The 25,997-nt window shown below is 52.4% G+C and carries 21 protein-coding genes; 9 read left to right on the top strand and 12 right to left on the bottom strand.

The annotated features are described in order from the left end of the window. Window positions 1–26 precede the first annotated feature (26 nt). Window positions 27–1,688: an alkaline phosphatase D family protein gene (locus ACCI51_RS10820; protein ID WP_371843562.1), complete on the bottom strand. Its 1,662-nt coding sequence runs from the start codon at window positions 1,686–1,688 to the stop codon at window positions 27–29. Between the two features lie 307 nt (window positions 1,689–1,995). On the opposite strand from ACCI51_RS10820, the gene ACCI51_RS10815 reads away from it, so the two are divergent. Then, complete coding sequence (locus tag ACCI51_RS10815) at window positions 1,996–3,939, top strand: M1 family metallopeptidase (RefSeq protein WP_371843561.1); 1,944 nt, start codon at window positions 1,996–1,998, stop codon at window positions 3,937–3,939. A gap of 516 nt (window positions 3,940–4,455) precedes the next feature. Here the strand turns inward: ACCI51_RS10815 and serB are convergent. Beyond that, window positions 4,456–5,571, bottom strand: a complete 1,116-nt coding sequence (serB, locus tag ACCI51_RS10810) for a phosphoserine phosphatase SerB (RefSeq protein ID WP_371843560.1) — start codon at window positions 5,569–5,571, stop codon at window positions 4,456–4,458. Between the two features lie 349 nt (window positions 5,572–5,920). On the opposite strand from serB, the gene ACCI51_RS10805 reads away from it, so the two are divergent. From ACCI51_RS10805 to ACCI51_RS10775, 7 genes are all read left to right on the top strand, one after another. Continuing rightward, window positions 5,921–7,003, top strand: coding sequence for a hypothetical protein (locus ACCI51_RS10805; RefSeq protein ID WP_299582267.1), 1,083 nt, complete (start codon window positions 5,921–5,923; stop codon window positions 7,001–7,003). 127 nt (window positions 7,004–7,130) lie between these two features. Continuing rightward, window positions 7,131–7,547 carry a MerR family transcriptional regulator gene (locus ACCI51_RS10800; RefSeq protein ID WP_299582269.1) on the top strand — a complete coding sequence of 139 codons (417 nt, stop codon included), beginning with the start codon at window positions 7,131–7,133 and terminating at the stop codon, window positions 7,545–7,547. A 137-nt stretch (window positions 7,548–7,684) separates the two neighbouring features. Continuing rightward, entirely contained in the window at window positions 7,685–8,854 is a 1,170-nt protein-coding gene (locus ACCI51_RS10795; RefSeq protein WP_371843559.1) for an isovaleryl-CoA dehydrogenase, read from the top strand. Window positions 8,855–8,971: 117 nt separating this feature from the next. Beyond that, on the top strand, window positions 8,972–10,579 hold the full coding sequence (locus tag ACCI51_RS10790) for a carboxyl transferase domain-containing protein (protein ID WP_299582274.1): 1,608 nt from the start codon (window positions 8,972–8,974) through the stop codon (window positions 10,577–10,579). A gap of 72 nt (window positions 10,580–10,651) precedes the next feature. Next, a complete protein-coding gene (locus ACCI51_RS10785; RefSeq protein WP_299582276.1) occupies window positions 10,652–11,449 on the top strand; it encodes an enoyl-CoA hydratase/isomerase family protein in 798 nt (265 codons plus the stop codon). A gap of 5 nt (window positions 11,450–11,454) precedes the next feature. After that, window positions 11,455–13,455 carry an acetyl-CoA carboxylase biotin carboxylase subunit gene (locus ACCI51_RS10780; RefSeq protein ID WP_371843558.1) on the top strand — a complete coding sequence of 667 codons (2,001 nt, stop codon included), beginning with the start codon at window positions 11,455–11,457 and terminating at the stop codon, window positions 13,453–13,455. Then, the gene (locus ACCI51_RS10775; protein ID WP_371843557.1) at window positions 13,455–14,354 is read left to right on the top strand and encodes a hydroxymethylglutaryl-CoA lyase; all 900 of its coding nucleotides are present in this window, start codon (window positions 13,455–13,457) and stop codon (window positions 14,352–14,354) included. Before ACCI51_RS10780 ends, ACCI51_RS10775 begins: the two co-directional genes overlap by 1 nt. A 609-nt stretch (window positions 14,355–14,963) precedes the next feature. Here the strand turns inward: ACCI51_RS10775 and ACCI51_RS10770 are convergent. From ACCI51_RS10770 to ACCI51_RS10725, 10 genes are all read right to left on the bottom strand, one after another. Then, window positions 14,964–15,224, bottom strand: coding sequence for a cupredoxin domain-containing protein (locus tag ACCI51_RS10770; RefSeq protein WP_371843556.1), 261 nt, complete (start codon window positions 15,222–15,224; stop codon window positions 14,964–14,966). Window positions 15,225–15,272: 48 nt separating this feature from the next. Further along, window positions 15,273–16,301, bottom strand: coding sequence for a nitrilase-related carbon-nitrogen hydrolase (locus tag ACCI51_RS10765; RefSeq protein WP_371843555.1), 1,029 nt, complete (start codon window positions 16,299–16,301; stop codon window positions 15,273–15,275). Between the two features lie 186 nt (window positions 16,302–16,487). Next, the gene (locus tag ACCI51_RS10760) at window positions 16,488–16,736 is read right to left on the bottom strand and encodes an ABC transporter permease (protein WP_371843554.1); all 249 of its coding nucleotides are present in this window, start codon (window positions 16,734–16,736) and stop codon (window positions 16,488–16,490) included. 147 nt (window positions 16,737–16,883) lie between these two features. Next, window positions 16,884–17,690, bottom strand: a complete 807-nt coding sequence (locus ACCI51_RS10755) for an SDR family NAD(P)-dependent oxidoreductase (RefSeq protein WP_371843553.1) — start codon at window positions 17,688–17,690, stop codon at window positions 16,884–16,886. A 162-nt stretch (window positions 17,691–17,852) separates the two neighbouring features. Next, window positions 17,853–18,839 (bottom strand): aldehyde dehydrogenase family protein, encoded by a 987-nt coding sequence (locus tag ACCI51_RS10750; RefSeq protein ID WP_371843552.1) that lies wholly within the window; start codon window positions 18,837–18,839, stop codon window positions 17,853–17,855. Beyond that, window positions 18,790–19,218, bottom strand: a complete 429-nt coding sequence (locus tag ACCI51_RS10745; RefSeq protein WP_371843551.1) for an aldehyde dehydrogenase family protein — start codon at window positions 19,216–19,218, stop codon at window positions 18,790–18,792. Before ACCI51_RS10745 ends, ACCI51_RS10750 begins: the two co-directional genes overlap by 50 nt. Before the next feature lie 123 nt (window positions 19,219–19,341). Further along, the gene (locus ACCI51_RS10740; RefSeq protein WP_371843550.1) at window positions 19,342–19,647 is read right to left on the bottom strand and encodes a putative quinol monooxygenase; all 306 of its coding nucleotides are present in this window, start codon (window positions 19,645–19,647) and stop codon (window positions 19,342–19,344) included. A 374-nt stretch (window positions 19,648–20,021) separates the two neighbouring features. Continuing rightward, window positions 20,022–21,962 (bottom strand): multicopper oxidase family protein, encoded by a 1,941-nt coding sequence (locus tag ACCI51_RS10735; RefSeq protein ID WP_371843549.1) that lies wholly within the window; start codon window positions 21,960–21,962, stop codon window positions 20,022–20,024. Window positions 21,963–22,098: 136 nt separating this feature from the next. Continuing rightward, the gene (locus ACCI51_RS10730; RefSeq protein ID WP_371843548.1) at window positions 22,099–22,719 is read right to left on the bottom strand and encodes a DUF1287 domain-containing protein; all 621 of its coding nucleotides are present in this window, start codon (window positions 22,717–22,719) and stop codon (window positions 22,099–22,101) included. A gap of 349 nt (window positions 22,720–23,068) precedes the next feature. After that, a complete protein-coding gene (locus tag ACCI51_RS10725) occupies window positions 23,069–23,590 on the bottom strand; it encodes a GNAT family N-acetyltransferase (protein WP_371843547.1) in 522 nt (173 codons plus the stop codon). 1,105 nt (window positions 23,591–24,695) lie between these two features. Here ACCI51_RS10725 and ACCI51_RS10720 point away from each other — a divergent pair. Then, window positions 24,696–25,943: a DUF945 family protein gene (locus ACCI51_RS10720; RefSeq protein WP_299582290.1), complete on the top strand. Its 1,248-nt coding sequence runs from the start codon at window positions 24,696–24,698 to the stop codon at window positions 25,941–25,943. Window positions 25,944–25,997: the final 54 nt, after the last annotated feature.

Below are 25,997 nucleotides of genomic sequence, written 5' to 3'. Positions count from 1 at the left end.
GCTGGGACCGCGCGTTTTTTTTGCGCTTAAACGCTGTAGCGGCTGCGCAGGGCGGCGATGGCATTACGCGCCAGGGTGGCGTAACCCGGTGCCGGTGCCGGTACCAGGGCGGGACCGGTGCTCTCGCTCCAGGCGCGCTGTACATGGTTTTCGCCAGCCTTTTGCTTGTAAATCCGCGCTAGATTGGCGTTGTAATTCTTACTGGTGACGGTGTCTACATGGTACCAGTGGGCCTTGGTGCGAGAGTGGGAGACGTCCATCAGTAGGTAGCCGCGCTGGGTGACATTAACCCACTTCAGGTGTGGAATCAGCCCGTCCATGGCGATAGCGGCCACATCGGTCAGGTGGGATTTATCCAGGAAACTGGAGGTGACGCCGGGGGTTACAAATTCACCGCCCAAGGCACCGCGACCGGTGAGGCGTCCGTATTCGAGAATACTGAACGGGTTGCTGGCCAGGTCCCAGGCCCAGGAGCTGTGGATATCCCCGGTGAGCACGACAAAATTATCGATATTGTTGTTGCTGATGTGCTCGAACAGGCGCTTGCGGGAGGCGGTGTAGCCATCCCATTGATCCATATTTACAGACAGATCTTTGGCCAGGGTCAGCTGGGCCATCATCACCTGCTGGCCCAGTACCCGCCAGCGCACACCATCAGATTGGGATCGGCTGAGCCCGCTGTGTAGCCACTGCTCTTGCTGTGCGCCGAGAATACTGCGCTCGGGGTTATCGGCGGTCTTCTGGTCAAACCAATTGGCCTGCTCGTCGCGGGCGGCGATGCGGGTATCCAGCATCATCAGGTCCATCAGATTGCCGAAACGAAAGCTGCGGTAGATAGCCCTGTCGCCGAAGAGATCAAGAAGGCCGTTATCGCGGATTGGCATCCACTCGAAGTAGGCCCGATTGGCTACGGTGCGACGCACACTCCAGTCGCCTTCGCCCTCCTGTGGATCGTGGTTTTCCGCGCCCCCGGCCCAGGCATTGTTGGTGGTTTCATGGTCGTCCCACACACAGATAAACGGATGCTGGCGGTGGACCTCCTGCAGGTCCGGGTCGGTACGGTATTGGGCGTAGCGCAGGCGGTAGTCCTGGATATCCACCATTTCTTTGGCGGGAATAGGCTCGCGCCCCAGACCGGTTCCGGTGCCGAAACCACCGGGACCGTACTCGTAGATGTAATCCCCCAGGTGCAGCACGACATCCAGGTCGGCGCGCAGGGCGATCTCCCGGTACACATTGAAGTAGCCCATGGGATAGTTGGAGCAGCTGGTGACCGCAAAGCGCAGGCGGTCCACATGGCCGGTGGGTAGTGTGCGGGTGCGGCCGATGGGGGAATCTATGCCGTTGGAATAAAAGCGGTAGTAGTAGGTGGTGCCCGCTTGCAGGCTGGCGGCGTCCACCTTGATGGTGTAGTCCACCTCGGGGCCGGTGACACCGCTGCCGCTGTTTACCACCATGCCCATTTCCGGGTCCAGGGCGATCTGCCAAGTGTAGGGCACTATGGACTGAAAGCTGGGGTCGTCGGAGGGGGTGATACGGGTCCACAGAATTACCCGATCGCTCAATGGATCGCCGCTGGCAACGCCGTGTTGGAAAGGCTGTAAGCCGGCGCCATAGGCTTTTAGCAGTGGCAGGGATGCCAGGCCGGCACCGGAAAATTGTAGGAATCGCCTCCGGGACAGGGACATGGGGTTCTCCTTATCGGTATGTTGTAGAGGACCCGCAGTCTGGATTCAGAAAGTGAAGGCTTTGTTAATTGCCGCAGAAATTTTCGCTCTCGGTGCGGTTTAGTCAGCAAATTCGTCCGTTAGGGGTAAAGTTGAGAAATGAGTCTACTTACGCCTTTCTTAAAAGTATGTTTTGAGGTTTTAGTTGTGAATAGGCGCAACTTGAGTTCGGCCCGGAGCGGGGATCTGAACCCCCGTCGTTCCGCATCCGCGCGCTCTCGGGTATCCTGTGGCGCAAATTGAAAAGTTGAACCTAGGGAGTTGACCCATGTTGCCCCGTTTACTGTGCACCAGCCTGATTGTCGGCGGCCTCGCCGTAGTCGCCGGTTGTTCCAAGACAGAACCGTCCAAATCTGAAGCCGATAGTGCAAGCACTCCGGTAAAAGCGGCCGCGGTGATGGAAAAGAAAACCACCGCTGACAAGGCACCGCAGTCCGGTGTGGACTACCACTCTTTTGCCAACAGCAATGATTACCAGGTCCAGCACCTGGATCTGGACCTGACCGTGGACTTTTCACGCAAGGTTCTCGAGGGCGAAGCGAAGCTGGACTTCAAGCGCCTCAACGATAAGAACCTGCCAATGGTGCTGGATACCCGCGAGTTGAAAGTGGTTTCCGTTTCCGCCAATGGCGCGCCGGTGAAGTTCTCCATGGGCGAGAAAGACGGTCACCTGGGTACTCCGCTGAACGTTGAGCTGCCAGAAGATGCCGAGAGCATCACTATCCGCTATCGCACAGCCCCGGGCGCTTCCGGTGTGCAGTGGCTGGAGCCACAACAGACTGCCGGCAAGAAGCACCCGTTCCTGTTTACCCAGGCCCAGGCGATCCATGCGCGCAGCTTTATCCCGCTGCAGGATTCCCCCAAAGTTCGTATCACCTATAACGCCACCGTTCACACACCGAAAGAACTGCGCGCGGTGATGAGTGCGAATAACGACCCGCAGGCGACCAAAGATGGCGTCTACGAGTTCGAGATGCCCCAGCGTATCCCCTCCTACCTGATCGCCCTGGCGGTGGGTGACCTGCAGTTCAAGCCTATGGGGGAGCGCACCGGTGTCTACGCCGAGCCCTCCATGCTGGAATCTGCAGCGGCGGAGTTTGCCGATACCGAATCCATGCTGGAAGTAACCGAAAAGGCCTACGGCCCCTACCACTGGGATCGTTACGACCTGCTCATCCTGCCACCGAGCTTCCCCTTCGGCGGTATGGAAAACCCGCGCCTGAGCTTTATCACTCCGACCGTGATCGCCGGCGACAAGAGCCTGGTGGCTTTGATTGCCCACGAACTGGCGCACTCCTGGTCCGGCAACCTGGTGACCAATGCCAGCTGGCGCGACCTGTGGTTGAACGAAGGCTTCACCACCTACCTGACCAACCGCATCATGCAGTTTGTTTACGGTGATGAGCGCTACCAGATGGAAATGGCGCTGGGTTTCGACGACCTACAGGCGGATCTGGCCGATAAAGAGCCCCGCGACGAGATTATGGCTATCGACCTGCGCGGCCGTGATCCCGATGAAGTGTTCTCCAATATCCCCTACGAGAAAGGCTCTCTGTTCCTGTATGAGCTGGAACAGAAAGTGGGCCGCAAGGCATTCGACCGCTTCCTGATGGAGTACTTCAACCACTTCTCCTTCCAGAGCATCACCACTGAGGACTTCGTGAAGTACCTCGACGAGACGCTGCTGGTAGAGCACGGTGACAAGCTGGATCGCGAGCGTATTCATCAGTGGATCTTCGAGCCGGGTATCCCCGAAGGCGCGCCGCACCCGCAATCCGATGCCTTCACTAAGCTTGACCCGGTGCGTCAGCAGTGGTTGGACGGTAAGCTGGCGGCCAAAGATATCGACACCAAAGGCTGGACTTTCCACCAGTGGAAGTACTTCCTCGATGGTATGCCGGAGAAACTGAGCGAAGCGCAGTTGAAAGAACTGGACCGCAGCTTTGGCCTGACCGAATCCCGTAATAACGAGGTGGCGTTTAGCTGGTTGATGATTGCGGTGCGCAATGATTACGAGCCTGCCTTCGAGCGCCTGGAGAATTTCCTCACCAGTATTGGTCGCAATAAGTTCCTACGCCCGCTCTATCGCAATATGGTTGAGACGGGTAAGAAAGATGTGGCCGCGCGTATTTTTGAGCGAGCCAAAGTGGGCTACCATCCGCTGACAGTCAAAGTGAACAGCCTGGTAATCTACGGTAAAAAAGAGAGCTGAATCATTCCCAGCTCTTTCAGCAATTTCGGCACTCTGTGCCGAAATTGCGACTCGCCTTACAGGCGCGGGCGAACGCACTATTTGCCACTTTAGCCCTTCACTTTATTCTTCTTCTAGTCCCCCTTTGCCACTCCTTGAGTGGGGAGGGACCCGTCTTGGTTAAATATCTGTAGAGCACCATGTAATAGGTGCAGGGCATGACAAAAAGTTCGTGTAATACGCTGTGTAGCAAAATTGAGCAAATCGGTACAAAAAGAGAGTTTTTACGTCAATTTTCTGGCATAAAAATCATTAAGCCACTATTCAAACCGGAACCCTTTGCGTAACCTGCGGTTCGAATAAAATTCCAATTAGGCAAAGGGAGGTACCTATGTACAGGCGGATTTTATTATTGGTTGTGCTTAGTTTTTGCGCCGTGAGTTGTGGATATGAGCCCAGCGCCTGTTCGGATAACAGCAAGCCGCGCTCTTTCCCCTTTCCCCATGCAATCATCTGACGTCTTTTCCTGGTGCGCTGTTACGGTTGCCCCAACTTGGCAATTTGCTGGTCATTGAGACCAAACAGGTAAAGCGCGGCGTCGAGCCCGAACCGGGTGATGGACTGTGGCGCCTCCAGGCGTACTTTGGGTTTCGGGTGAATGGCGATACCCAGGGCACCCAGGTTCAGCATGGGGATATCGTTGGCCCCATCCCCGATAGCGACCACTTGTTGCAGTGATAACCCCATCTCTTTTGCCGTTTCTGCCAGCAACAGCCGCTTGCGGATTCCGTCGACGATGGGTTCTATGACCTCACCGGTGAGTGCGCCCTCGGCAAACTCCAGTTGATTGGCGTGAACCCAGTCTACGGCTAGACGTTCTCGCTGCAGGAAATTGGCAAAGTACGTAAAACCACCGGATAGGATCACCGTTTTACAGCCCAGCTCGCGCAGGCAGTGCAACAGTTCTTGTGCCCCTTCCTTCAACGGCAGCTGTTGAGCGATTTCTGCCAGGCGCTGTTCGGAAAAACCTTTGAGTAGGGCCATACGTTTTTTGAAGCTGTCGCGGAAGTCCAGCTCGCCGCGCATGGCGGCCTCGGTGATGGCGACCACTTGCTCGCCAATTCCGGTGATCTTGGCGAGTTCGTCGATGACCTCGGCATCGATCAAAGTGGAGTCCATATCGAAGCCCGCAAGCGCCGGTACCCGCTGGCTGGGGCCCTCCTGTAAAACCAAATCGACTCCTATTTCCTCGGCCAGTTGCAAACAGGCAAAGCGCGCCGGGGAAAACTCCAATTCCGCGCTGAACTGGAAGCGGATTACCGTGCATTCACGTCGATAGGAAAGTGTATCGATAGTATCGATACACCAATTTTGCTCGGCGCAAAAATGTATTAAGCGCTGTAGCTGATCCAGGCTGGCGGCAGGGCTCAGAAGAGTCAGGCACCAGGGGGACTGCACCATTAAAGGCTTTGAGCTTGGTAAGTTCAGGTCACAATGAAAGGTGTCTGAGAATGGAGTGGCGCCGCTGTATTCAAGACCCAGTCGCGCATGGTCGTTGTGGAAAGTGAGGTAACGCACAGGGCAGTTCAGCGCTGACTGGGTAATTTTTGCCAGGGGCAGGTGAAATTCGTGTGCTTTCGTTTTGTCGCCCATGGCGCAACTCCGCAATAGTATTCGATAAGCGACGCATTATAGCGCTAGCGGAAATCTTCGTTAAAATCGCCGCCGAAAGGCAAGACCTCTTTATTTGCTGAAGATTGAACATTGCTATGGAACTATTTTGTTGTCAGATCCACAAACGGCACAGGAAATTACAGGGTGCATTAATAGACCTGTGTAAGGATTAATATAGCGCCGCGGCCGCGGGCCATCGCGAGCCCAAAACACACCTGCAGGTCTACGCACCTGCGCCAGTGTTTTTATGGGCGACGACTTAACAGGTCGGGATGGCTTGTTGAGTCGCAAGGTAATAATAAACAAGGCAAGGTATTTCAGCCGTTTTATGTCTGTATCGATAATTTCTCTACTGCGCAGATTGCCGCAGCAGCTTGCGCTTCTATCCAAGCGTGCCCGCCAGCGCCTGCTGGCTGTCACAATTTGGTTGACCCTGGCCATATTCTGTACTGCCGCCCTGGCGCACTACTATGGGCAGCGGCATGCCGACGCTGTGGATAAAGACCGGGCCTCAGCGCAGGCGGCGGCCAGTTTTCTCGCTGGGCAGAGCCTTGAGCGTATTGTCGCCGCCGATCGTATCAGTATGCAGCTTCTGGCCCGACAGCTGCTGGAGCTACCCGCTGTCAGTGGTATCGCCATTGAAGATGTTGAATCGAATAGTTTGGCGGAAGTTGGCGACCTGCAAAATGGCGAAACGATTAGCGTGCCGGTAGTGCTGCACGACAGTATCGCCGGCAATGTCACCGTGACTCTGGTACCCGGAGCGGATGTAACCTTTCCCTGGGCCAGCCTGCTGTTGATCCTGGTGTTCGCCCTGCCGTTTAGCGCGGTAGCGGCACTGCTGGCGGGTGGGCTTTCCTCTTCCCGAAGCCTGCCAGCCGAAGAGTCGCGGCCTTCGCAGGATCTGCCGGTGGAAAAAGGTGAAAGCATAGGTCTTTATCTGCGCCCCCTGAATTGGGCCCAGCTGACCAATCAACTGAGCCGCAGTGCGCTCGAAGGAATACAGCGGGAATTGGATGGGCGTATGCAGTTACTGCGGCGCATTTACGGAGCTCATCCGCTGAGTTGTGCCGGGCCGCAGATCGGCCTGGGATTCTCCGGTACCGATGCAGCGTTTCGCGCAGTTTGCTGTGGTCTGCTGTTGCGGGAGATGCAAAGTGTGAGTCGCGCCACCGGTCTGAAGCTGGCCCTGGCGGTGGCACCCTGTGAGCCGAGTGCCCCAGATTTTTCCGCCGAGCAATTGTTGAACCAATCACGCGGGTTGTTCTTGCACCCGGAACTGCTGGAAGACACCTCCCTGGCTGGGCGGATTGAGCACCATGGCGCCGGTTGGGCTCTGGAGGTCACGGGTCTGACCCCCTCCTATCAAAAGTTGCTCGACAACCAGTTGCAGCAGCTGCTGGGCGCCTGACAGCCCACTTCTACACTGCGGAGAGTTAATGACTTATTAGCCCTCCGCAGTTATTTTTTGATGCGTGCTTTACGTTTACGTTAACGTAAACTCTTGTTAGGCTTTGCTGTGTCTCGAGGAAGTACTTATGAAAGCCAAAGCCAGCATCGTAGAGCCCCATAGTTACAGTATTTCGGAGTTGGCGCGGGAGTTTGATATCACCACCCGTACCATCCGTTTCTATGAGGACAAGGGGCTGCTCAAACCGGAGCGGCGCGGCCAGACCCGCGTTTACAGCCCCGAGGAGCGGGTGCGCCTGAAACTGATCCTGCGCGGCAAGCGGCTCGGCTTCTCCCTGGATGAGAGCCGCGAAATTATCGATATGTACGATCCGGCTCACGGTAATGTGGAGCAATTAGAGCGTCTGCTGGAGCGCATCGCACAAAAGCGTGCGCAGTTGCAGCAGCAGCTGCGGGATATCGAGAGCCTGATGGGGGAATTAGAGGAAGTCGAGGTCCGCGCGCAAACGGCCCTGTTGAAAAGTCGCGAAGACGAAACCCCCTAAACAATAACGGTAAATATTTCGGCGAGCGCTGTGTGAGTGGCCGATGGCCCTTAAATACACTAAAGACCTTCTGCAGTAATGCACAGGCACAGCGCAGCTAGTTGAATTAAATCCCTTTCATTTTAAGTGGAGTCACTATGAATACCTCCTACCCAACCCTGAATTTCGGCCTCGGTGAAGACATCGATATGCTCCGTGACATGGTGTACAAGTTCTGCCAAGCCGAACTGGCCCCGCGCGCGGCGCAGATTGATGAAGACAACCTGTTTCCGGCCGATATGTGGAAAAAGTTCGGCGAGCTGGGCCTGCTGGGCATGACCGTGGAAGAGGAGTTCGGTGGCTCTAATATGGGTTACCTGGCCCACGCCGTGGCGATGGAAGAGATCTCCCGCGCCTCGGCCTCTGTGGGGCTCTCCTACGGTGCCCACTCCAACCTGTGTGTTAACCAGATTCACAAGAACGGTACCCGCGAGCAGAAGCTCAAATACCTGCCCAAGCTGTGTTCCGGTGAGCATGTAGGTGCGCTGGCCATGAGTGAACCCAATTCCGGTTCCGACGTAGTGAGCCTGCAGCTGCGTGCCGAAAAGCGCGGTGATCGCTTTATCTTGAACGGCAATAAAATGTGGATCACCAACGGTCCCGATGCCAATACCTATGTAATCTACGCGCGCACCGAGCCGGGCATCAGCTCCGGTGGTATCACCGCCTTTATCGTCGAGCGCGGTTTCGCCGGATTCACCCAGGCGCAAAAACTCAACAAGCTGGGTATGCGCGGTTCCAACACCTGTGAACTGGTGTTCGAAGACTGCGAAGTGCCAGAAGAAAATATCCTCGGTGAATTGAACGGCGGCGTGCGCGTATTGATGAGTGGCCTCGACTACGAGCGAACCATTCTCTCCGGTGGCCCGGTGGGCATTATGCAGGCGTGCCTGGATGTGGTTGTGCCCTATATCCACGAGCGCAAGCAATTCGGCAAGGCCATTGGTGAATTTCAACTGATGCAGGGCAAGATTGCGGATATGTACGCCGACCTGAATGCCAGCCGCTCCTATCTCTACGCGGTGGCTCGGGCGTGTGACCGCGGTGAGGATTCGCGCAAGGACGCCGCCGCGGTAATCCTGTTTACTGCTGAGCGCGCAACGCAGATGGCCCTGCAGGCTATCCAGACACTGGGCGGTAATGGCTACATCAACGAGTACGCCACCGGCCGCCTGTTGCGCGATGCGAAGCTCTACGAAATCGGCGCGGGCACTTCAGAAGTGCGCCGTATGTTGATTGGTCGCGAGCTGTTTAAAGAGACCCGCTAAGGCTGGGCATTTCTCCTCGCCGCCGGCGCTTGCCGGTGGCAGCTGTCTCCAGTCGGGCCCTGCGGTATCAGCCGCGCCCTGTGGAGGTCTTTTCTCCGGGAAAGTGAATCAGATTTTATGAATCAGTTGCAGAGCAAAATAAATACCCGCGATGCCGCTTTTGGCGAAAACCGCGAGCAGATGCAGGCGCTGGTGGCAGACCTGCGTGAAAAAGTGGAAGCCATCGCCCAGGGCGGTGGTGAGCGCGCGCGGGAAAAACACCTGGCGCGTGGCAAGTTATTACCACGGGACCGCATCGATGCGCTGCTCGATCCGGGCAGTCCGTTCCTGGAATTTTCCCAGCTGGCCGCTCACGAGGTTTACGGTGAAGAGGTTCCCGCTGCCGGTATTATTACTGGCATTGGTACTGTTTCCGGCCAGCCCTGTGTGATCGTTGCCAACGATGCCACGGTAAAAGGCGGTACCTACTATCCGCTCACGGTAAAAAAACACCTGCGCGCGCAGACTGTTGCCGAACAGAATAACCTGCCCTGTATTTACCTGGTGGATTCCGGTGGCGCCAACCTGCCGCGCCAGGATGATGTTTTCCCAGACCGGGAACACTTCGGCCGTATTTTCTTCAACCAGGCTAACCTGTCTGCACAGAATATTCCGCAGATCGCAGTAGTGATGGGCAGCTGCACGGCCGGCGGTGCCTATGTACCGGCGATGGCAGATGAATCCATTATGGTGAAGGAACAGGCCACCATCTTCCTGGCGGGTCCGCCCCTGGTAAAAGCGGCCACCGGTGAAGAGGTTTCCGCCGAGGAGCTCGGTGGTGCCGAAGTGCACTGTCGCACCTCCGGGGTTTCCGACCACTACGCCAATAACGATGTACACGCCCTGCAGTTGGCGCGCCGCTCAGTAGCTCGTTTGAACCGTATCAAAAATCCGGGCCTGGATATTCAAAAGCCGGTGGAGCCGATGTATCCACCGGAAGATATTTACGGCGTAGTGCCTAAGGACTCGCGCCAACCATACGATGTGCGCGAGGTTATCGCACGGGTTGTGGACGGCTCTGAGTTCGATGAATTCAAAGCGCTGTACGGCACCACCCTGGTCACTGGTTTTGCCCGTATCCAGGGCTACCCGGTAGGCATTGTTGCCAACAATGGCATCCTGTTTGCGGAGAGTGCGCAAAAGGGCGCGCACTTTATTGAGCTGTGTGCCCAGCGCAAGATTCCGCTGGTATTCCTGCAAAACATCACCGGCTTTATGGTGGGCAAGCAGTACGAAGCTGGCGGCATCGCCAAACACGGCGCCAAGATGGTGACCGCTGTAGCCACCGCCAAGGTGCCCAAAATCACCATCCTGATCGGCGGCTCCTTCGGCGCCGGTAACTACGGAATGTGTGGCCGCGCCTACGATCCCAACTTCCTGTTTATGTGGCCTAACGCACGCATCTCGGTAATGGGCGGCGAGCAGGCTGCCGGCGTATTGGCGCAGGTGAAGCGCGACCAGAAGGCTGCGCGCGGCGAATCCTGGAGTGATGAGGAAGAGCGCCAGTTTAAACAGCCGATTGTGGATAACTACGAGCACCAGGGGCACCCCTATTACGCCTCCGCGCGCCTGTGGGATGACGGTGTTATCGACCCGGCGGATACCCGCCGGGTACTCGGTCTGTGCCTGGCGGCAGCCAGCCACAAGGAGCCGCAAGAGACCCAGTTCGGCGTGTTCCGCATGTAACCAAACCGTGGTTTGCGGCGAGGGCGATTGAAACCTGCGCCGCAAGAGAGACGCCCCATTCGAGGAATGATAATGAGCGATAAATTGCTGTGCGAAGTGGATAGCGAGGGCGTGGCCACGGTCACCCTGAACCGCCCGGAAATCCACAATGCCTTTGACGATGAACTGATTCACGAACTGGCCACTACCTTTGACACCCTGGCGCAAAACCCTGCCGTACGCGTGCTGGTACTGGCTTCCAACGGCAAGAGTTTTTCTGCTGGAGCCGATCTCAACTGGATGAAGCGCATGGCGACTTATTCAGAAGAGGAAAACCGCCGCGATGCCGCCGCACTCGCCGCCATGCTGTACAAACTCGATACTTTTCCTGCGCCTACCATCGCGCGGGTACAGGGCGCTGCTTTTGGTGGCGCCGTGGGCCTGGTGAGCTGCTGCGATATGGCGGTGGCCTCTGAGCGCGCCAGCTTCTGCCTGTCCGAAGTTAAAATCGGATTGTTGCCAGCCACCATCAGCCCCTATGTGATCAATGCCATCGGCACCCGCCACGCGCGCCGTTATTTTGTGACTGCGGAGCGCTTCTCCGCCGAGCGTGCCGAGCAGATCGGCTTGGTATCCGAAGTCTGTGCCGAGGGTGACCTGGACCTGCATGTACAGAAATTGGTGGCCGCCATTGCCGATAACGGCCCCAAGGCGGTTGCCATGGCCAAGCAACTGGCCATGTCCATGTCCAACCGGGTGATTAACAACGAGCTGCAAGGGCAGACCAGTGCGCTGATTGCCGCTGTGAGGGTGTCGCCGGAAGGGCAGGAAGGGTTGACGGCGTTTTTGGAAAAACGCGCGCCCAAGTGGATGAATGGCGGCGAAGGATAATTTTTATGATTCGCAAATTATTAATAGCTAATCGCGGCGAAATTGCCTGCCGTATTATCAAGACCGCCCGCCGCCTGGGGGTGGCCACCGTGGCGGTTTATTCCGATGCGGATGCCGATGCCCTGCACGTGCAGATGGCCGATGAAGCCGTACACCTGGGCCCCGCCCCGGCCAGGGATTCCTACCTGGATATCGACAAGGTACTGGGCGCGGCGAAACAGACCGGCGCCGATGCCATTCACCCGGGTTACGGTTTCCTGTCTGAAAATGCGGAATTTTGTCGTGCCTGTGACAGCGCCGGCATAATTTTTGTCGGCCCGCCCACCGGTGCAATCGAGGCGATGGGTTCCAAGTCTGCCGCCAAGCGCATTATGGAAGAGGCCAATGTGCCACTGGTGCCGGGTTACCACGGCACCAACCAAAATGAAGATCTGTTGGAAGGCCACGCCAATCGCATCGGTTATCCCGTACTGCTGAAAGCTGCTGCCGGCGGTGGTGGTAAAGGCATGCGCCGTGTCGACAGTGCTGATGAATTCCACGAAGCACTGGCTGCCGCCAAGCGCGAGGCCATGAACGCCTTCAGTGACGATATTATGTTGCTGGAACGCTACGTGGTAAGCCCGCGCCATGTGGAAATTCAGGTGTTCTGCGATCAGCAGGGCAACGGCGTCTACCTGTTCGAACGGGACTGCTCGGTGCAGCGCCGCCACCAGAAAGTGGTGGAAGAGGCCCCGGCACCGGGAATGAGTCCGGAATTGCGAGCCCGTATGGGTGAAGCGGCCCTGCGCGCGGCCCACGCCATCGGTTACGTGGGCGCCGGCACAGTGGAATTCTTGCTGGATGCCAGCGGTGCTTTCTACTTTATGGAAATGAATACCCGCCTGCAGGTAGAGCACCCGGTGACGGAAATGATCACCGGTCAGGACCTGGTGGCCTGGCAGCTGGCCGTCGCCGCTGGCGACACCCTGCCCATGAGCCAGGATGCGCTGCAGATCAACGGCCACGCCATGGAAGTGCGGATTTACGCCGAAGATCCGGACAATGATTTCCTACCGGCAACAGGTCTGTTAGTGCGTCACCAGCCTCCGGCGGAAGACGAGGGCGTGCGAGTGGATACCGGCGTGCAGACCGGCGATGAAATCAGTGTGTACTACGACCCAATGATCGCCAAGCTGATCTGCCACGGCCGCACCCGCAGAGAGGCCTTGGCCAAACTGGACCGCGCCCTGCGCGATTACCAGATTGCCGGTGTGCGTCACAATATCGAATTCCTGCGCCGGGTGATCAATCACGAGGCTTTCGCCTGTGGTCGTGTTTCCACTCACTTTATCGAAGACTACGAAGCGGAAGTCCTGCACCAGGAGCAGACACTGACGCCGCTCAAGTGCGCCGCTATTGCCGGATACCTGCAGCAGCGTGAAGAGTGTGACCTGCGCAACAGCGCTCCACAGCGGGACCCCTTCTCCCCCTGGCACAGTGGCGATAATTGGCGCAATGCCCTGGTCGGCAGTCGCACCCAGACGGTGGACTACCGTGGCCAGCACGCTCAAATACGCTTTATTGCGAAGGGCAATAGCCTGCACTGGACTTGCGATGCCTTGCCTGAGGAACAAAACAGCGGTGAGATTCGCCTGCTGCCGGGTCGCGACTTGATGCTGGTGGATGGCCGCCGCATGAGTTTCTCCGCTGTGGATACCCGCGATGGCGGTGCGGTATTTATCGATGGCACCCAGGTGGAATTCAAACTGCTGCCACCGGATATCGGCGAGAGCAACGACCAGGCCCACGGCCTCGATGCCCCCATGAACGGCACCATAATTTCCTTGCTGGTTGAGCCCGGCTCCACAGTGGAAAAAGACCAGCCACTGCTGGTGATGGAAGCCATGAAAATGGAGCACACCCTGCGTGCTCCCGGCGCCGGCACCGTGCAGCAGTTCTTCTGCGCCGAAGGTGAGCTGGTGGATGGTGGCAGCTTGCTGGTGGATTTCGCCGGGGAGGAGCAATAATGGATTTGCCCAAGCAAGTTAAAATCGTAGAAGTGGGCCCCCGCGATGGTCTGCAAAATGAAAAGCAGCCAATCTCCGTGGAGACCCGTATCGCCCTGGTGAACAAGCTCAGTGCCAGCGGCCTGGCGGTGATTGAAGCCGGCAGTTTTGTCAGCCCCAGGTGGGTACCGCAAATGGCCGCCAGCGAAGAAGTGCTGGCGGGTATCCAGCGCAAAGACGGTGTTATCTACAGCGCGCTCACGCCAAATTTAAAAGGCTATGAGCGTGCAGTGGAAGCCAAAGCCGACGAGGTCGCCGTATTCGGTGCGGCCTCGGAAGCTTTCACCCAGAAAAACATTAATTGCAGTATCGCGGAGAGCCTGGAGCGCTTCCGCCCGCTGGTGGAAAAAGCCAAGCAGGATGGTATTCCCGTGCGGGGTTATGTGTCCTGCGTACTCGGCTGCCCCTACGAGGGCGATATTGACCCGGCCAAGGTGGCCGACGTCAGTGCCGCGCTGTTGGAAATGGGCTGCTATGAAATCTCTCTAGGAGACACCATCGGTGTCGGCACCCCGGAAGCCGCCAAGCGCATGCTGGAACAGGTGTTGGCCCGCGTACCTGTGGAAAAACTTGCGGTGCATTTCCACGATACCTACGGCCAGGCGCTGGCCAATATCTACGCGGCTTTGCAAATGGGCGTCGCAGTCGTGGATTCCGCTGTAGCCGGCCTCGGCGGCTGCCCCTATGCCCGTGGCGCTTCAGGAAATGTTGCCAGTGAGGATGTGCTCTACATGCTCAATGGTATGGGTATTGAAAGCGGCGTGGATTTACAGTTACTGGCAGAGGCTGGGAACTTTATTTCTGAACAGTTGGGACGGGAGACCAACTCCCGTGTGGCTAAGGCTTTGGTGCCTTGCTGAGTTAGTGGCTGCCACTCTCCAGGGGAAGACTTTTCCTGGAGAGAACCTTTCAGAGTATTTCAGATTGATTGTGGGCGGAGAAAATTTAAATAGGGTTTCTCATTGTAAGATTCATTATCTCAGATCCACTTTTATTGCCTTTCACTGATACAATAAATATTACGTCTCCCTCGGTAAATTCATAGAGGAGTTGAGGCTTGTAGATCTAGACTTCCTTCGCCTTCAAGTTCGCCTGATTCGATATCAAGCTTAAGATGGCTGATATACCCTTCCAGAACGCAGCATAAATATAAAATTTCCTTAAATGAAAGCTCTCTCATGGTACTAATTTGTATTCAAATTAACGGGTATTTGTTGGTTGGCTTTAAAATCCGGATTCCTCTATATGTGATCTTCAACCATATCGCAGATTTTTTCTGCATCAGTTGTCTTAATGGACTGTCTAAGCACTACAATATTTTCCTGAGCATCTTTTGCAATTTCAGTGCAGATAGAATCAAGAAATAAAAGAATATGTTTTGCCTCAGTTTCAGGCTCAATGGAGTATTTTGTAATGTGTCTAAAATTTCTTGATTTGATAATTTGCTGGCGTAGTAAGATATGATGTCTTTAATCGGTTGGTGAATACTTTTCATGGGAGAGCAGATGGCAGTGCCATATATAGAGGCCTTTGTGATCGAAGTGCGTGATCACCGTATCTTTGGGATCGCTTTCTGTCGGTTGTGATGGGAAGGAATTTCCCAGTGGGGACACTATTTCCAGTCGCGCCCACTGGAACATTTTATCGGTGTGCATAAATTTCTGCGATTTGGAGATTAATTTGCCTTTACAGGGCTGGCGGTGGCGCACCTGCCCTCTTGTGAAATCCAAATATTTTTCCGCAGAGGGCTTCCTACTCTAGAAAAGAGGGGAAGGAAATTACTCCCCTGCCGAGTCCGGTGGCTTAGCTTTCCCCTTTTGTGCCGCTTTTGCCAGAATTTCCCGTCCTCTATCCGAGATCTTCTCAGCCTCTTTACTGGGGTCTCGGTTCCAGCGTTTCGGAATATTGTCCCAATCGCTATATATGGTGAAGGGATTATGGGTTGCTCCCCTTGGTGGAAGTCCTGTATATCCGCGGTGCTTGAGCTGGTAAAGGTAGTTGTTTGATAATCGCTTATCACGTGCCTCATCGGCCAATTGCGGATAAAGGTCAACCTTTGTCATGCCTTCGCTGCCATCGAGTGAACAGATGATCTTTCCGTCAAAGTCGCAGGCCATAGACCGACCAAAATAGGCGTAGGAGCTATCCTCGCCAGTGTGATTGACCGCAACCACATAGGCTTGGTTTTCATAGGCACGCACCTGATTGGTGATGCCCCAAATATGATCCCAGGGATACATGTATTTGGCGGGCCTAAGGATAACATTTGCCCCCTTCCAGGCTGCTTCGCGCGCCACCTCTGGATAGTCAAGGTCTGAGCAAATCGTAATCGCCAGCTTAGATCCTTTCGGTCCTTTGCAAACCGACATATCTGGCCCCGGACTCCATGGTTCCATGGGACACCATGGGATCATTTTTCGATAAGATAGAGCGACCTCGCCATCGGTATTGATTAACACCATGGCATTGTATGGCTTCATATTCGGTTCAGGTGCACGCTCAACAACCGATACGCATAACCAAACCCCGTTGGCCTTAGCAATTTTACCGAAAGCCTCAGTTTCGGGGCCCGGTATAGTCGAAGCAAGTTTTAAATGCTGGGCGTAAGGGTGGAAGCCAAAGCCGTAGGTGCTGTATTCAGGAAAAATAATAAGGTCCACGCCAGGAAAACATAAACAGGCACGATCAATATACGCTTCGATTCTCTTGATATTTTTTTTGATGCCAGTGGCATCGGATGCAGCATTAGGTGAAAATTGAACAAGCACTACGCTCATCGCATCTGGAATGGGGTTGATTGCTGGCATCCCGGTTATCCTTTAAGTTTGGAGGCTACTTGGCAAAGAAAACACCTGCTGCCACTTGGGAACACAAATTACACATAAAATTATAACAAAGTTAAGACATGTCAAAGTAGTTAACCTGTTTTGGAACCCGCCTATATATAAATTACATAAGGTGCCAGATTTGATCTGCACTAATTCAGGTTTTGCCTATCCACACACAGCCCCTCTATGGTCAATAAATAAACGCCTTGTGCGCAGGGCGACAGTCACAAGGATTTTGAAACCTGTACCTACGACGATAGTAGATACAATCAGAATTTGATATTTCATTGTAATTCTAGAGGAACTGCTGGCAAGAAGTTGGCCTGTCATCGTGCTTGAAAGGAATATAAGGGCACCCCTAAAAAGTACTTTTTTGGTGTCGATCAGTAGCGCATAGTGGGGATTCCAGCACAATAAAATGTATAAAAATATAATTGTTAGAGGTGCCCTTTTTAGGTTTCTTGGAGTCGCCGTATTCCGGTTATCTTAAGACAAAACTGCGTTCATAGTATTTGGTGACATGGTCAGTTTTTTGATTCAGATTTGCCGAGCTTACTAAACTTACATAAAGCGATCGGCTCCACCTGATGCCTCGATAGCATCTCCGGTTACAAAATTGTTACGTGCAGAGCAAAGATAGGCGGTGAGGGAGGCAATATCTTCCGGTGCTCCAGGGTGTTTTACCGGCGTACATTCTTTGGATACTTGAGCGAGGAGCTCGTCATCAGAGAGTTGAGCAAGCCCTGGGGTGGTCTTGCGGATAAAAGGGAGCATATTGTTTTTCCAGTTCTCGGTTTTTACGGCTCCAACTCCAACCGCATTGACCAGAATATTGTCCGCAGCAACTTCCAGTGCCAGGGCCTTCGATAGATTATTAATAGCCGCACTTAGGACATGAGAAATAAATAACTTGGGATTAGGGTAAGTACCGCCAATTGATGACATATTGACAATCCTACCCCATCTCTTTTTTTGCATATAGGGAATAGTAGCTTTGCACAAGCGCCGCATGGAGGTAAATTTTACTGCAGTCATCTGCTCCCAGTCCTCTTCGGTTGAGGATAATAGGCCACCTGTTTGGGCGCGACCGGCATTATTGACGAGAATCTCTGGCGGCCCGAAGGCATCAAGGGTTTTATCGAGGATGCGCTGAGCCGAGTCAGGCTCAGTGACATCTATTGCGATTGAAATAATTTTGGTTTTAAAGTTCTTGTGAAACGTGTTCTCTGCTTCCTGCAAGCGGTTTTTCCGCAGTGCAACGAGCACAACCTTTGCCCCATTTTTAAGGAACTCTTCCGTGATAGCATAGCCAATTCCTGAGCTTGCCCCAGTGACAACGGCAACACGGTCTGAAATACCAAGATCCATTACGCAACTCCATTGGGTTATTAATGTGATGGATAAATTTTTCTTCTATATCCTCGATTAAAGCTTGCTTCCTAGCAACAGGCTTTAATCTTATCAAAATCAAGTATTTTCATTTCAGCAGAGCCTGTCAGTTTGATATCTGTGCAAATAATTAAAACCACGTTAAGTGTGTAATGAGACCGTTTTAGCGTTTGTAAAGGCTCTAGCTCCGGGGACACCAAGTTCACGACCATATCCCGAGTGCTTTATACCTCCAAACGGCAGCCTGGGATCAGATGCAACCATTGCATTTACAAAAGTCTGTCCTGCCTCAATTCTGTTGATACACTGTTCGATTTCCTCCTTATCGTGAGTCCAGACGCTACTGGCGAGACCGAAGGGTGTGTCATTGGCAAGTGTTATAGCATGATCCAGGTTGTTTGCCTTTAAAACTACGGCGACAGGTCCGAACAGTTCTTCCTTATAGGCGCGGGTATTTTCCTTAACCTCCGCAAGAACCGTTGCCGGGAAATAAAAACCGGAGCCATCAGCTCTTTTACCGCCTGTCAGTAATCTGGCACCTACCGCAACTGACTCCTTAACCTGATCCTCAAGAGTGGCAGCACCATCCTCAGTTGCAAGTGGACCAAGGTTGGTGCTTTCGAGCATCGGGTCGCCCAATTTTAGGGCTTCCATAGTCGCAACAAATTTCTTTAGAAATTCGTTATAAACCGCTTCATGAATGATAAACCTCTTCGCACATACACAAGATTGTCCATTGTTTTCAATTCGTGCCTTAACGCCGGTCGACACAGCGGCATCCAGATCTGCAGAGGGAAGGACAATAAAGGGATCGCTACCCCCAAGTTCCAGGACACATTTTTTCAGTGCCCGGCCTGCCGCAACTGCAACACTGGTGCCGGCGCGGCCGCTGCCGGTTAAAGTTACGGCTGCAGTCCGAGAGTCACGAATTATACCTGCGACTTTTGAGGGGCCAATAAGAAGATTCTGGAAAACGCCGTCTGGTAGTCCGGCTCTTTTTGTGATGTCTGCAATTACCTCTCCGCACTGGGGAACATTCGAGGCATGTTTCAATAGCAGTGCATTCCCGGCAAGCAAATTAGGCGCTAGACAGCGAAACACTTGCCAAAGTGGGAAATTCCAGGGCATTACAGCCAGAATAGTCCCAAGCGGCAGATAACGTATTATTCCATTTCCACCGGGGGTAAATAGGTTCATCAGCAAGATATTTTGGACCTTCATCTGCATAGAATTTACAGGCGAGTGCACATTTTTCGACCTCAGCGATAGCCTGCGTCAGCGGCTTTCCCATTTCAGTTGTCATCAGCTGACCCAGCATATTGCGATCTGCCAGTAGGATATCGGCCGTTCGGCGGAGAAATTCACTCCTTTCCGGCACGCTAACATTCTTCCAATGAATCTGAGCACTGTGAGAAGTTGTGAGCGCCCGGTCTATTTCATCGTCACTTAAAGAGGGAAAGCTTTTCAGCAAGGTACCCGTTGCAGGGTTGATGCTCTTTATTGACATGCTCTTTTCCTTGCAGGCAACTCATGATGTTGTATCGATACTCGGGAAAGCTTAAAAAGCGACAATGAGTAATTCCAGTATATGCAATTCGGCTAAAACAACTGTTATTACAGTACAGATTTTTCAGAAAACTCCTTTTAAATTAGTGACACCTATAGGCTCGGCTAGGAGCGCTTCTATGTTCTTTCGGTAATTGATGTAGTGGCTCGAATTTTTATGTTTGTCAAGCGCAGTTTCATCTTCATATTTTTCAATTAGGTTGTAGATTTTTTCTTTACCTTTTGTGCCCGCCTGTTCACAAAACTCATAAATTAGATTGCCATGCTCTGCTCTTGATGGCGCTACCATCCCCATCAGAATATCTTTGACGTCTTCTTCCTTTCCCGGCTTTGGGTAAAATGAAGCGAATACCAAGACGGGTATTTTCATTGCTGCTCTCCAGCATTGTCCTAAATATAAAATCATATTGGTACGCGGGAATCTAACCTGCTTTTGAATAGATTATTGTTGTTAGTAATGATGAGCTCCTATCTTCAAATTCATAAGATGATGAGAACCCAAGGGAAGAGTGGGAGCAATTATGATTATATTACTCAGTTGATTTTCAGTATAGATAACTTCCCATTAACCCTCTCAGTTTTTAAGCCAACTTATTCCAAAAAAAATATGAATCTGCTCCTGGAGTATTTTAAAAGTAAGGCGTTTATAAAGAACGTATGCCTGTTCTTCATAGGCCCTTAACGTGTCATTTTTTTTGAGCAAATGCTGGTGGTTTGGGTGGTGAAATAAATGAAAATAGTGAATTAGTCAGCAGTAGATAATTTGGGTGCCAATACCTCAAACGGCCGCATCATATCGTAATCCTCATGGGAGAGCAGATGGCAGTGCCATACATAGAGGCCTTCGCGGTCGAAACGCGCTATCACTCGGGTAACCTGGCCGGGAAGGGCGATGACCGTATCTTTGGGACCGCTTTCTTCCGGTTGAGGTGGAAGGGGTTTTCCCTGTAGGGATTCTATTTCCAGGCGTGCCCCCTGGAATGTCTTATCAGTGTGCATAAATTTCTGCGGCTTGGGAATCAGTTTTCCCTTAAAAGGCTGGCGGTCCAGTACCTGAAATTCCACTAAATGAATATGAATGGGATGAGCCGATACCGTGGGGTTGTAGATTTCCCAGATCTCTACGGCGTTGTGCTGGATAATTTCCGTGGTAGGGTCTTCGAAGAATAGGGAGCCTTCTTTTACTGGACCTAACATCAATAGATTGCGGCCGTAGGGATCGTCCAGGCGGTAGGTGGCAAGTTGTCGTATTTTGCTCGCTTGACTAAGCCTATTAAGCGGAGGGCGCAGGGGGGTATTTAAAGTTAGCTTTAAATCTCCAATCGTGTCTATAGCCGCTGTTTTCTGTCTATCCGGAGAAACTTTTGTAGGTGCCGAAGCAATATGGAATTGCAAAACTTGGCCAGTGTTATTGGGGTCGGTGGCTGGTGTGGTGCCACCGCGTCCATCGCTTAATACGCGTTTACCACCCGGGTTGTAGACAAGTGGAATTGAACTCTTTGGATCATTGGCTTCCACAAATCCTTTGAATGGGATATCCGGACCAAAATTTCTCAATGTCAGTTGTCGCCCTTCATAACCACTGAAATCCACTAAGACATCTGCTCGTTCTGCGGGGGCCAATACTAACTCATCCAGTTGTACTGGGTGATCGAGAAAACCACCGTCGCCGCCAATCTGCACAAAAGGAATATCTTCGTTGATCCTGAGGATCAGTGTGCGGGTATCGGACGCGTTGAGTAGCCGCAGTCGGTAGACGTGTGGGGTGACACTGACTTTGGGCCAGGCCATACCGTTTGCCAGGATAAAATTACCGAAAAATTCATCCAGATGGGAGGGGTTGGGCCAATTGGCCTTTACCACCTCATGGGAAACTGGTGATGGAGGCTGGTTCCGCCAGCCGGGAAAATAGAGTTGCCCATCAGAGGTAAATAAGCTGTCTGTGATAGCGACAACCCTGGTGTGTTCTTCACTGGGGAGCAGCTTTTCCTGAATCAGGCGATCTTCATTTTTATCGCCAACCAAGTAGAAACCAAATAGACCTGCATAGACATTAAGACGGGTCATTCCCAGGGTATGGTCGTGATACCAGATAGTGGCGGCATCCTGGGAGTTATCGTACTCGTAGATTTTTTTATCAAACTGTGGACCTGTCTCGCGGTAATTACGGGTGTACCAGGCGAGGGGATTGCCGTCACTCTTCCACTCGGTGTGGCCACCGTGAAGATGGATAACGATAGGTACGGCTTTGGGATCCTTTACGTCGGCGAGGTGAATGGAACGATCAACGGGGAAGAGGTGTGGTCCGGGCAGCCCATTTGCCCAGTGTACAAATACTGGCTGGCCTTCTCGGGCGCGAATAGTTGGGCCGGGAGAATGGATACGCCCTGCGTATTCAAACCCCCAGACCTTGGTCATCAAACGTTTGCCTTCCCTATCTCTCAGGCCCATCCAGGTGCGGGTAGGCAAGGCTGGTAATTTCACGGGGGCAGCGCCAAGGGGTCGGATTTCGATGGGGTTTGGCAGCTCGTTAACAAACTTATCCACAGTTGTGGGATCCAGCAGGGTCAGAGGGTTTGTTTTTTTGGTGGAAATCTTTTCCTCACTGGCAGCGAGGGATGGGGGAAGTAATAGCAGCAAGCAGAAGCAGAAGCAGAAGCAGAAGCAGAAGTGTACCCTTACCATTGGAAGTTCCCAGGGCTTACGGTGATTATGAATTAGAAGCCAATGAGGCCCCGGTATGCACGGATTATTGCTTTGCGCTCAACATCGTTTCAAGCATAAATGAGTAGGGTGTTTATCGGGTAGTTATAGTAGATATTTAGTTGCGCCGGCCTTGAATACTAGTTGATGGTTCTTTGATTAGATCGGTGTCATAGCGATAATGCCCGGTTACCTTATAAGAGAATAAAATATCTTCAAGGACCGGACCAGCGCCAATATTATGTACGATGAAGTAGCGATTCGTATTTTGTGATAGCTTCGCGGAAACAATACCGATATGGGGAAGTCCCCCTGGTAGTACCCAGGTAACGATATCTCCAGGCAGGTAGTCATTCGTTTTATGGGTTATCGGAAGTGACAATCCCTTGCGGGTAAAGAATGCTTGAAGATTAGGTACTCGTCTGTGGTCAATATTTCTGTCAGGTCTGGAGAGCCCCCAGATACGCTTTGATGGATAGGCCTGAAAGTCGTCAGAGATATCTTCATGTACTTCTCTTTGCAGATCAATTCCCAGCTTTCTAAAAGAGCGAATTATTACATCGGTACAGACTCCAGTATCGGCAGGCACATCCCCATTTGGATAGGGGATGGCGACATAGGCTGGTACGTATCGCACTTTATGATGAGTTCGTTCCAGTGCTGCCTCGGCCAATGAGATATTTTGTGCACCACTCACCGGTGAAATTAGGATACTTATTAAAATGGTTATTTTTTTCATTTTGAGTATCTTTTAGTTGCCGCTTCTCGAGCGATATCGATACCTATTGTTGCTTAATGATGTTGCGTATTAGTCTTATTTAACTTGTAGGGGGCTGTGGTACAGACGCTCCCCCTATGTTCGAATAAATAAAAAAGCTGATTAAGCCAATGGTTAACCAAAATAAAATACTGGCGACTAATATTTCTGCTGTACTCGGCTCTCTTCTTTTGGGAGTGAGGCACTTACTGATATGGTAGCCGGGGAAATAGAATATACAGTCAAGGATTATTCTAGCCACAACCTCGAATAATAAGTGAAAGATAAACCTGAATGCGCCGCCAATGATCTCTTCCATATTTCCTACTTTCTAATTGGTCAGATCTCTCAGGTGTTCCCAAACATACCAATAGGTTGCTACCTTACTCCCATCGGCAGCATTCCAGATACTCTCTTGAGCTTTGCGCCCCCCTAATCGTTGGTAGAAGGCCTGAGCTTTGGTGTTATCTTGATTTACCAGAAGGCACATGCCTTTGGATGGCGCCTGTTGATACGCCCAGCGAGCGGCCTCAATAAAGAGTGTGTGCCCGATACCTAGTGAACGGTACGCTTTCCGCACATGTAGATTATCTAAATGTGATCCCCATTCGGGGTGTTTGTCGGCAAAAAGACAGACAAAACCTGCGGTATTGCCGTCGACCTCTGCCACAAGGACTTGCTGATTAGACTGTGGTTTTTCGAAGCGAGTATTCCAAAGCGCAAGCCTGTCGGCCGGGGCTTCTTTTTCTAGGTAGTTTGTGGAGAGTACATTGCTATAGTTTTCCTGCCAGCTTGTACTATGTATATCGGCGATAGCAGATACATCGTGTTTTGATGCCATACGTATGTTCATGAAATGAATCCCCTCCCTGGGTAAAGCTGTACGAAGTGATAAGTTATATACGGTAATAAATTTCGCATTGTAGGTGATTGCAAAATACATGAATTTATCAGGCTGTGAAAGAAAACACTGTGCTCTTTTCGAGTGATTGATGAAACTAGAACGAAGGCGCGGGCAGAAGCTTAGATGCTGATCCGGGTTGAAGTTTTAGGAGTGACCATTGCCTGGAAAGTGGTACAAAAGGGAGGGGGGATCTCGTTTGAATTCTACTGGATAAGGCAGTGCTTTCATCGGTCCAGCTTGAACGTAGCAGCAAAAATAAAAAAATTGGATATGAGAGTGTAGGTTTGGTTGGAAGAAGGCAGTGTAAACAAACTGAAAGCCAATTGATTGTAAATAAATTTTCGTAGGTTGGATGCTTCTTTATTCCGAAGAAACCAGGCGGCCAGCAGTGGTTCTATATTTACTGAATACCGGTTTTCTATTGTGACTCTGTTAGGCTTTGAGTCGGTGTACATGAATGCAGGTGTAGACAAAACAAAGTAAATAGTAGTGGCTTGAATGGATAATAAGGTGGCCTCTGACTTTAAGTGGTTATCTATTATGTTGGTCAGAAATTAAAGTCTATTTTTTTTGGGAGCTATTTTAGCTGAAGGCTTTAAGGCTAGTCGATAAAATATTTTCAGCCAAATTGATAGGTTGTATTAATTTAAGGGTGTTGTTGAACTCATAAATCAGAGACATTATCAGTGGGTAATGATTTTAGAGGAGAACTTGAAATATTTAGCCGATCTACAGGACTGATAGCCGTCAATGTCGTGGTGAATTTTATAAGCTATTAGACTTTATTTAAGTGATTTATCTAGTGGTGGTATTTAGCTGGGTCGCAGGGATAAAAAACTATTTATAGTTTTACTCAAGTTTGTAATGCTACAGATTCCCCCTTTGCTTAGCTTCTAGAGAGTTAGTTCGGCAAGGCGCTGATCGTAGGTAAACCCAAGAACCCTGTGAACTAAGCGGTTTAGCTGTACTTATCTTGGGCAATGTGGTTGCTGTCGCACCAATAACGCCATAATCTGCTACCATCGGCGCAAATTCTGCTGTTAGATTGATTGCTATGAAACTCTTGCGTTGGCTTCTGTTAATACTGCTGGCTTTACTGGTGATCTCCGCCCTGGCGGCGCCGGGTATTATCGGGCCCAAAGTGGAGGAGATCTGGAAGCAGCAATTGGGCCGGCTACAGGGGGGTAACTCCACCAGCTATCAGCGCGGCTGGTTTGGCGCTGAGACCAATACCGAGGTGGCCCTGCAAAATGGCACCACGGAATTGCGTACAGAAATCCATCACGGTCCACTGCTGTTGACCTCCCGCGGGCCTCGCTTCGGGGTGATCTACAGTGAAACCCGCCTGGATCTTGAGCAATTAAATCCCCAGCTGCGCGCGCAGCTTGAATCCCTCTATGGGCGCTTGCAGGACAGCCCTCTGGTTTTAGAGACTTTGGTATCGGCGGATAACCGTGTACTAAATACCCTGCGCCTGGAGCCCTTCAAGAGTACGGGGGACTTTGGTCAGTTGGAATTTAATGGTGGAGAAATTGCCGTCTCGACGGATTACAGCGGTGCAACCCTCGAAGGGGTTGTCGATCTGGGTAGCTTACGCCAGCTGAGAGATGGGGTAGAGGTACTATTTACCGAACCAGTCACAGGAGAGTTCCAGCTGGAACCCCAACGGGGCGGCAAAGCACAATTAAGCCTTTCCTTATTGCGGGCAGAGTCCGATTCCGGCCCGGTGGAGTTGCGGGATATTCGCCTCAACCTGGACCTGGAAATGCTGGCTGCGCAGACTCTCAAGGTAGTGAGCGATTTACATTTGCCCAATGTCCAGTCTGCTACACCCATCACCTCAGCGCGCCAGCAGATGACCCTACCGAAGATTAAGGCCGCTGACCTGGGCCACTATTTACGTTTGTTGCTGCCGGTGGCGGAGCGCAATTGGGCCCTTGATCTGCGCCCACCGCTGCGCCTGCAGCAACAGTTGGTGGTGGAGTCGCGCAATGGCCCAGTACTGGTGGATGCTGATGTTGACTGGAAGGGTATGAAGCGCGCCCCACGCCAGCGCAACGGCAGCGCCTTGAACCAGTGGCTGCAGCCGCTGGTGGGTACTATGACTTTGAGTGCTGCCGAGTCGGCACTGCTGCAATCGCCACTGGTGGGGCAGGCGATGATGCTGCGGGAATATGGTTTGCTGATCGAACACAACGATGAGCTACAGATGCACCTGGAGGTCAATCGCGGGCGCCTGGAAGTCAATGGCCAGCAGCTGCCGCCGGATTTGTTCCTGATGGCCTTAACTGGGCAATTTTAACTCCCCTTACCTACGGGAGAGGCCGCTCCTCTCCCTGTTTCCTCGGTTTTACGG

Origin of the sequence: Microbulbifer echini (assembly GCF_041447225.1) — a bacterium.
Classification (GTDB): domain Bacteria; phylum Pseudomonadota; class Gammaproteobacteria; order Pseudomonadales; family Cellvibrionaceae; genus Microbulbifer; species Microbulbifer echini.
Note: the sequence above shows the minus strand (reverse complement) of the source record. Positions and strands in the feature narration are given on the sequence as shown.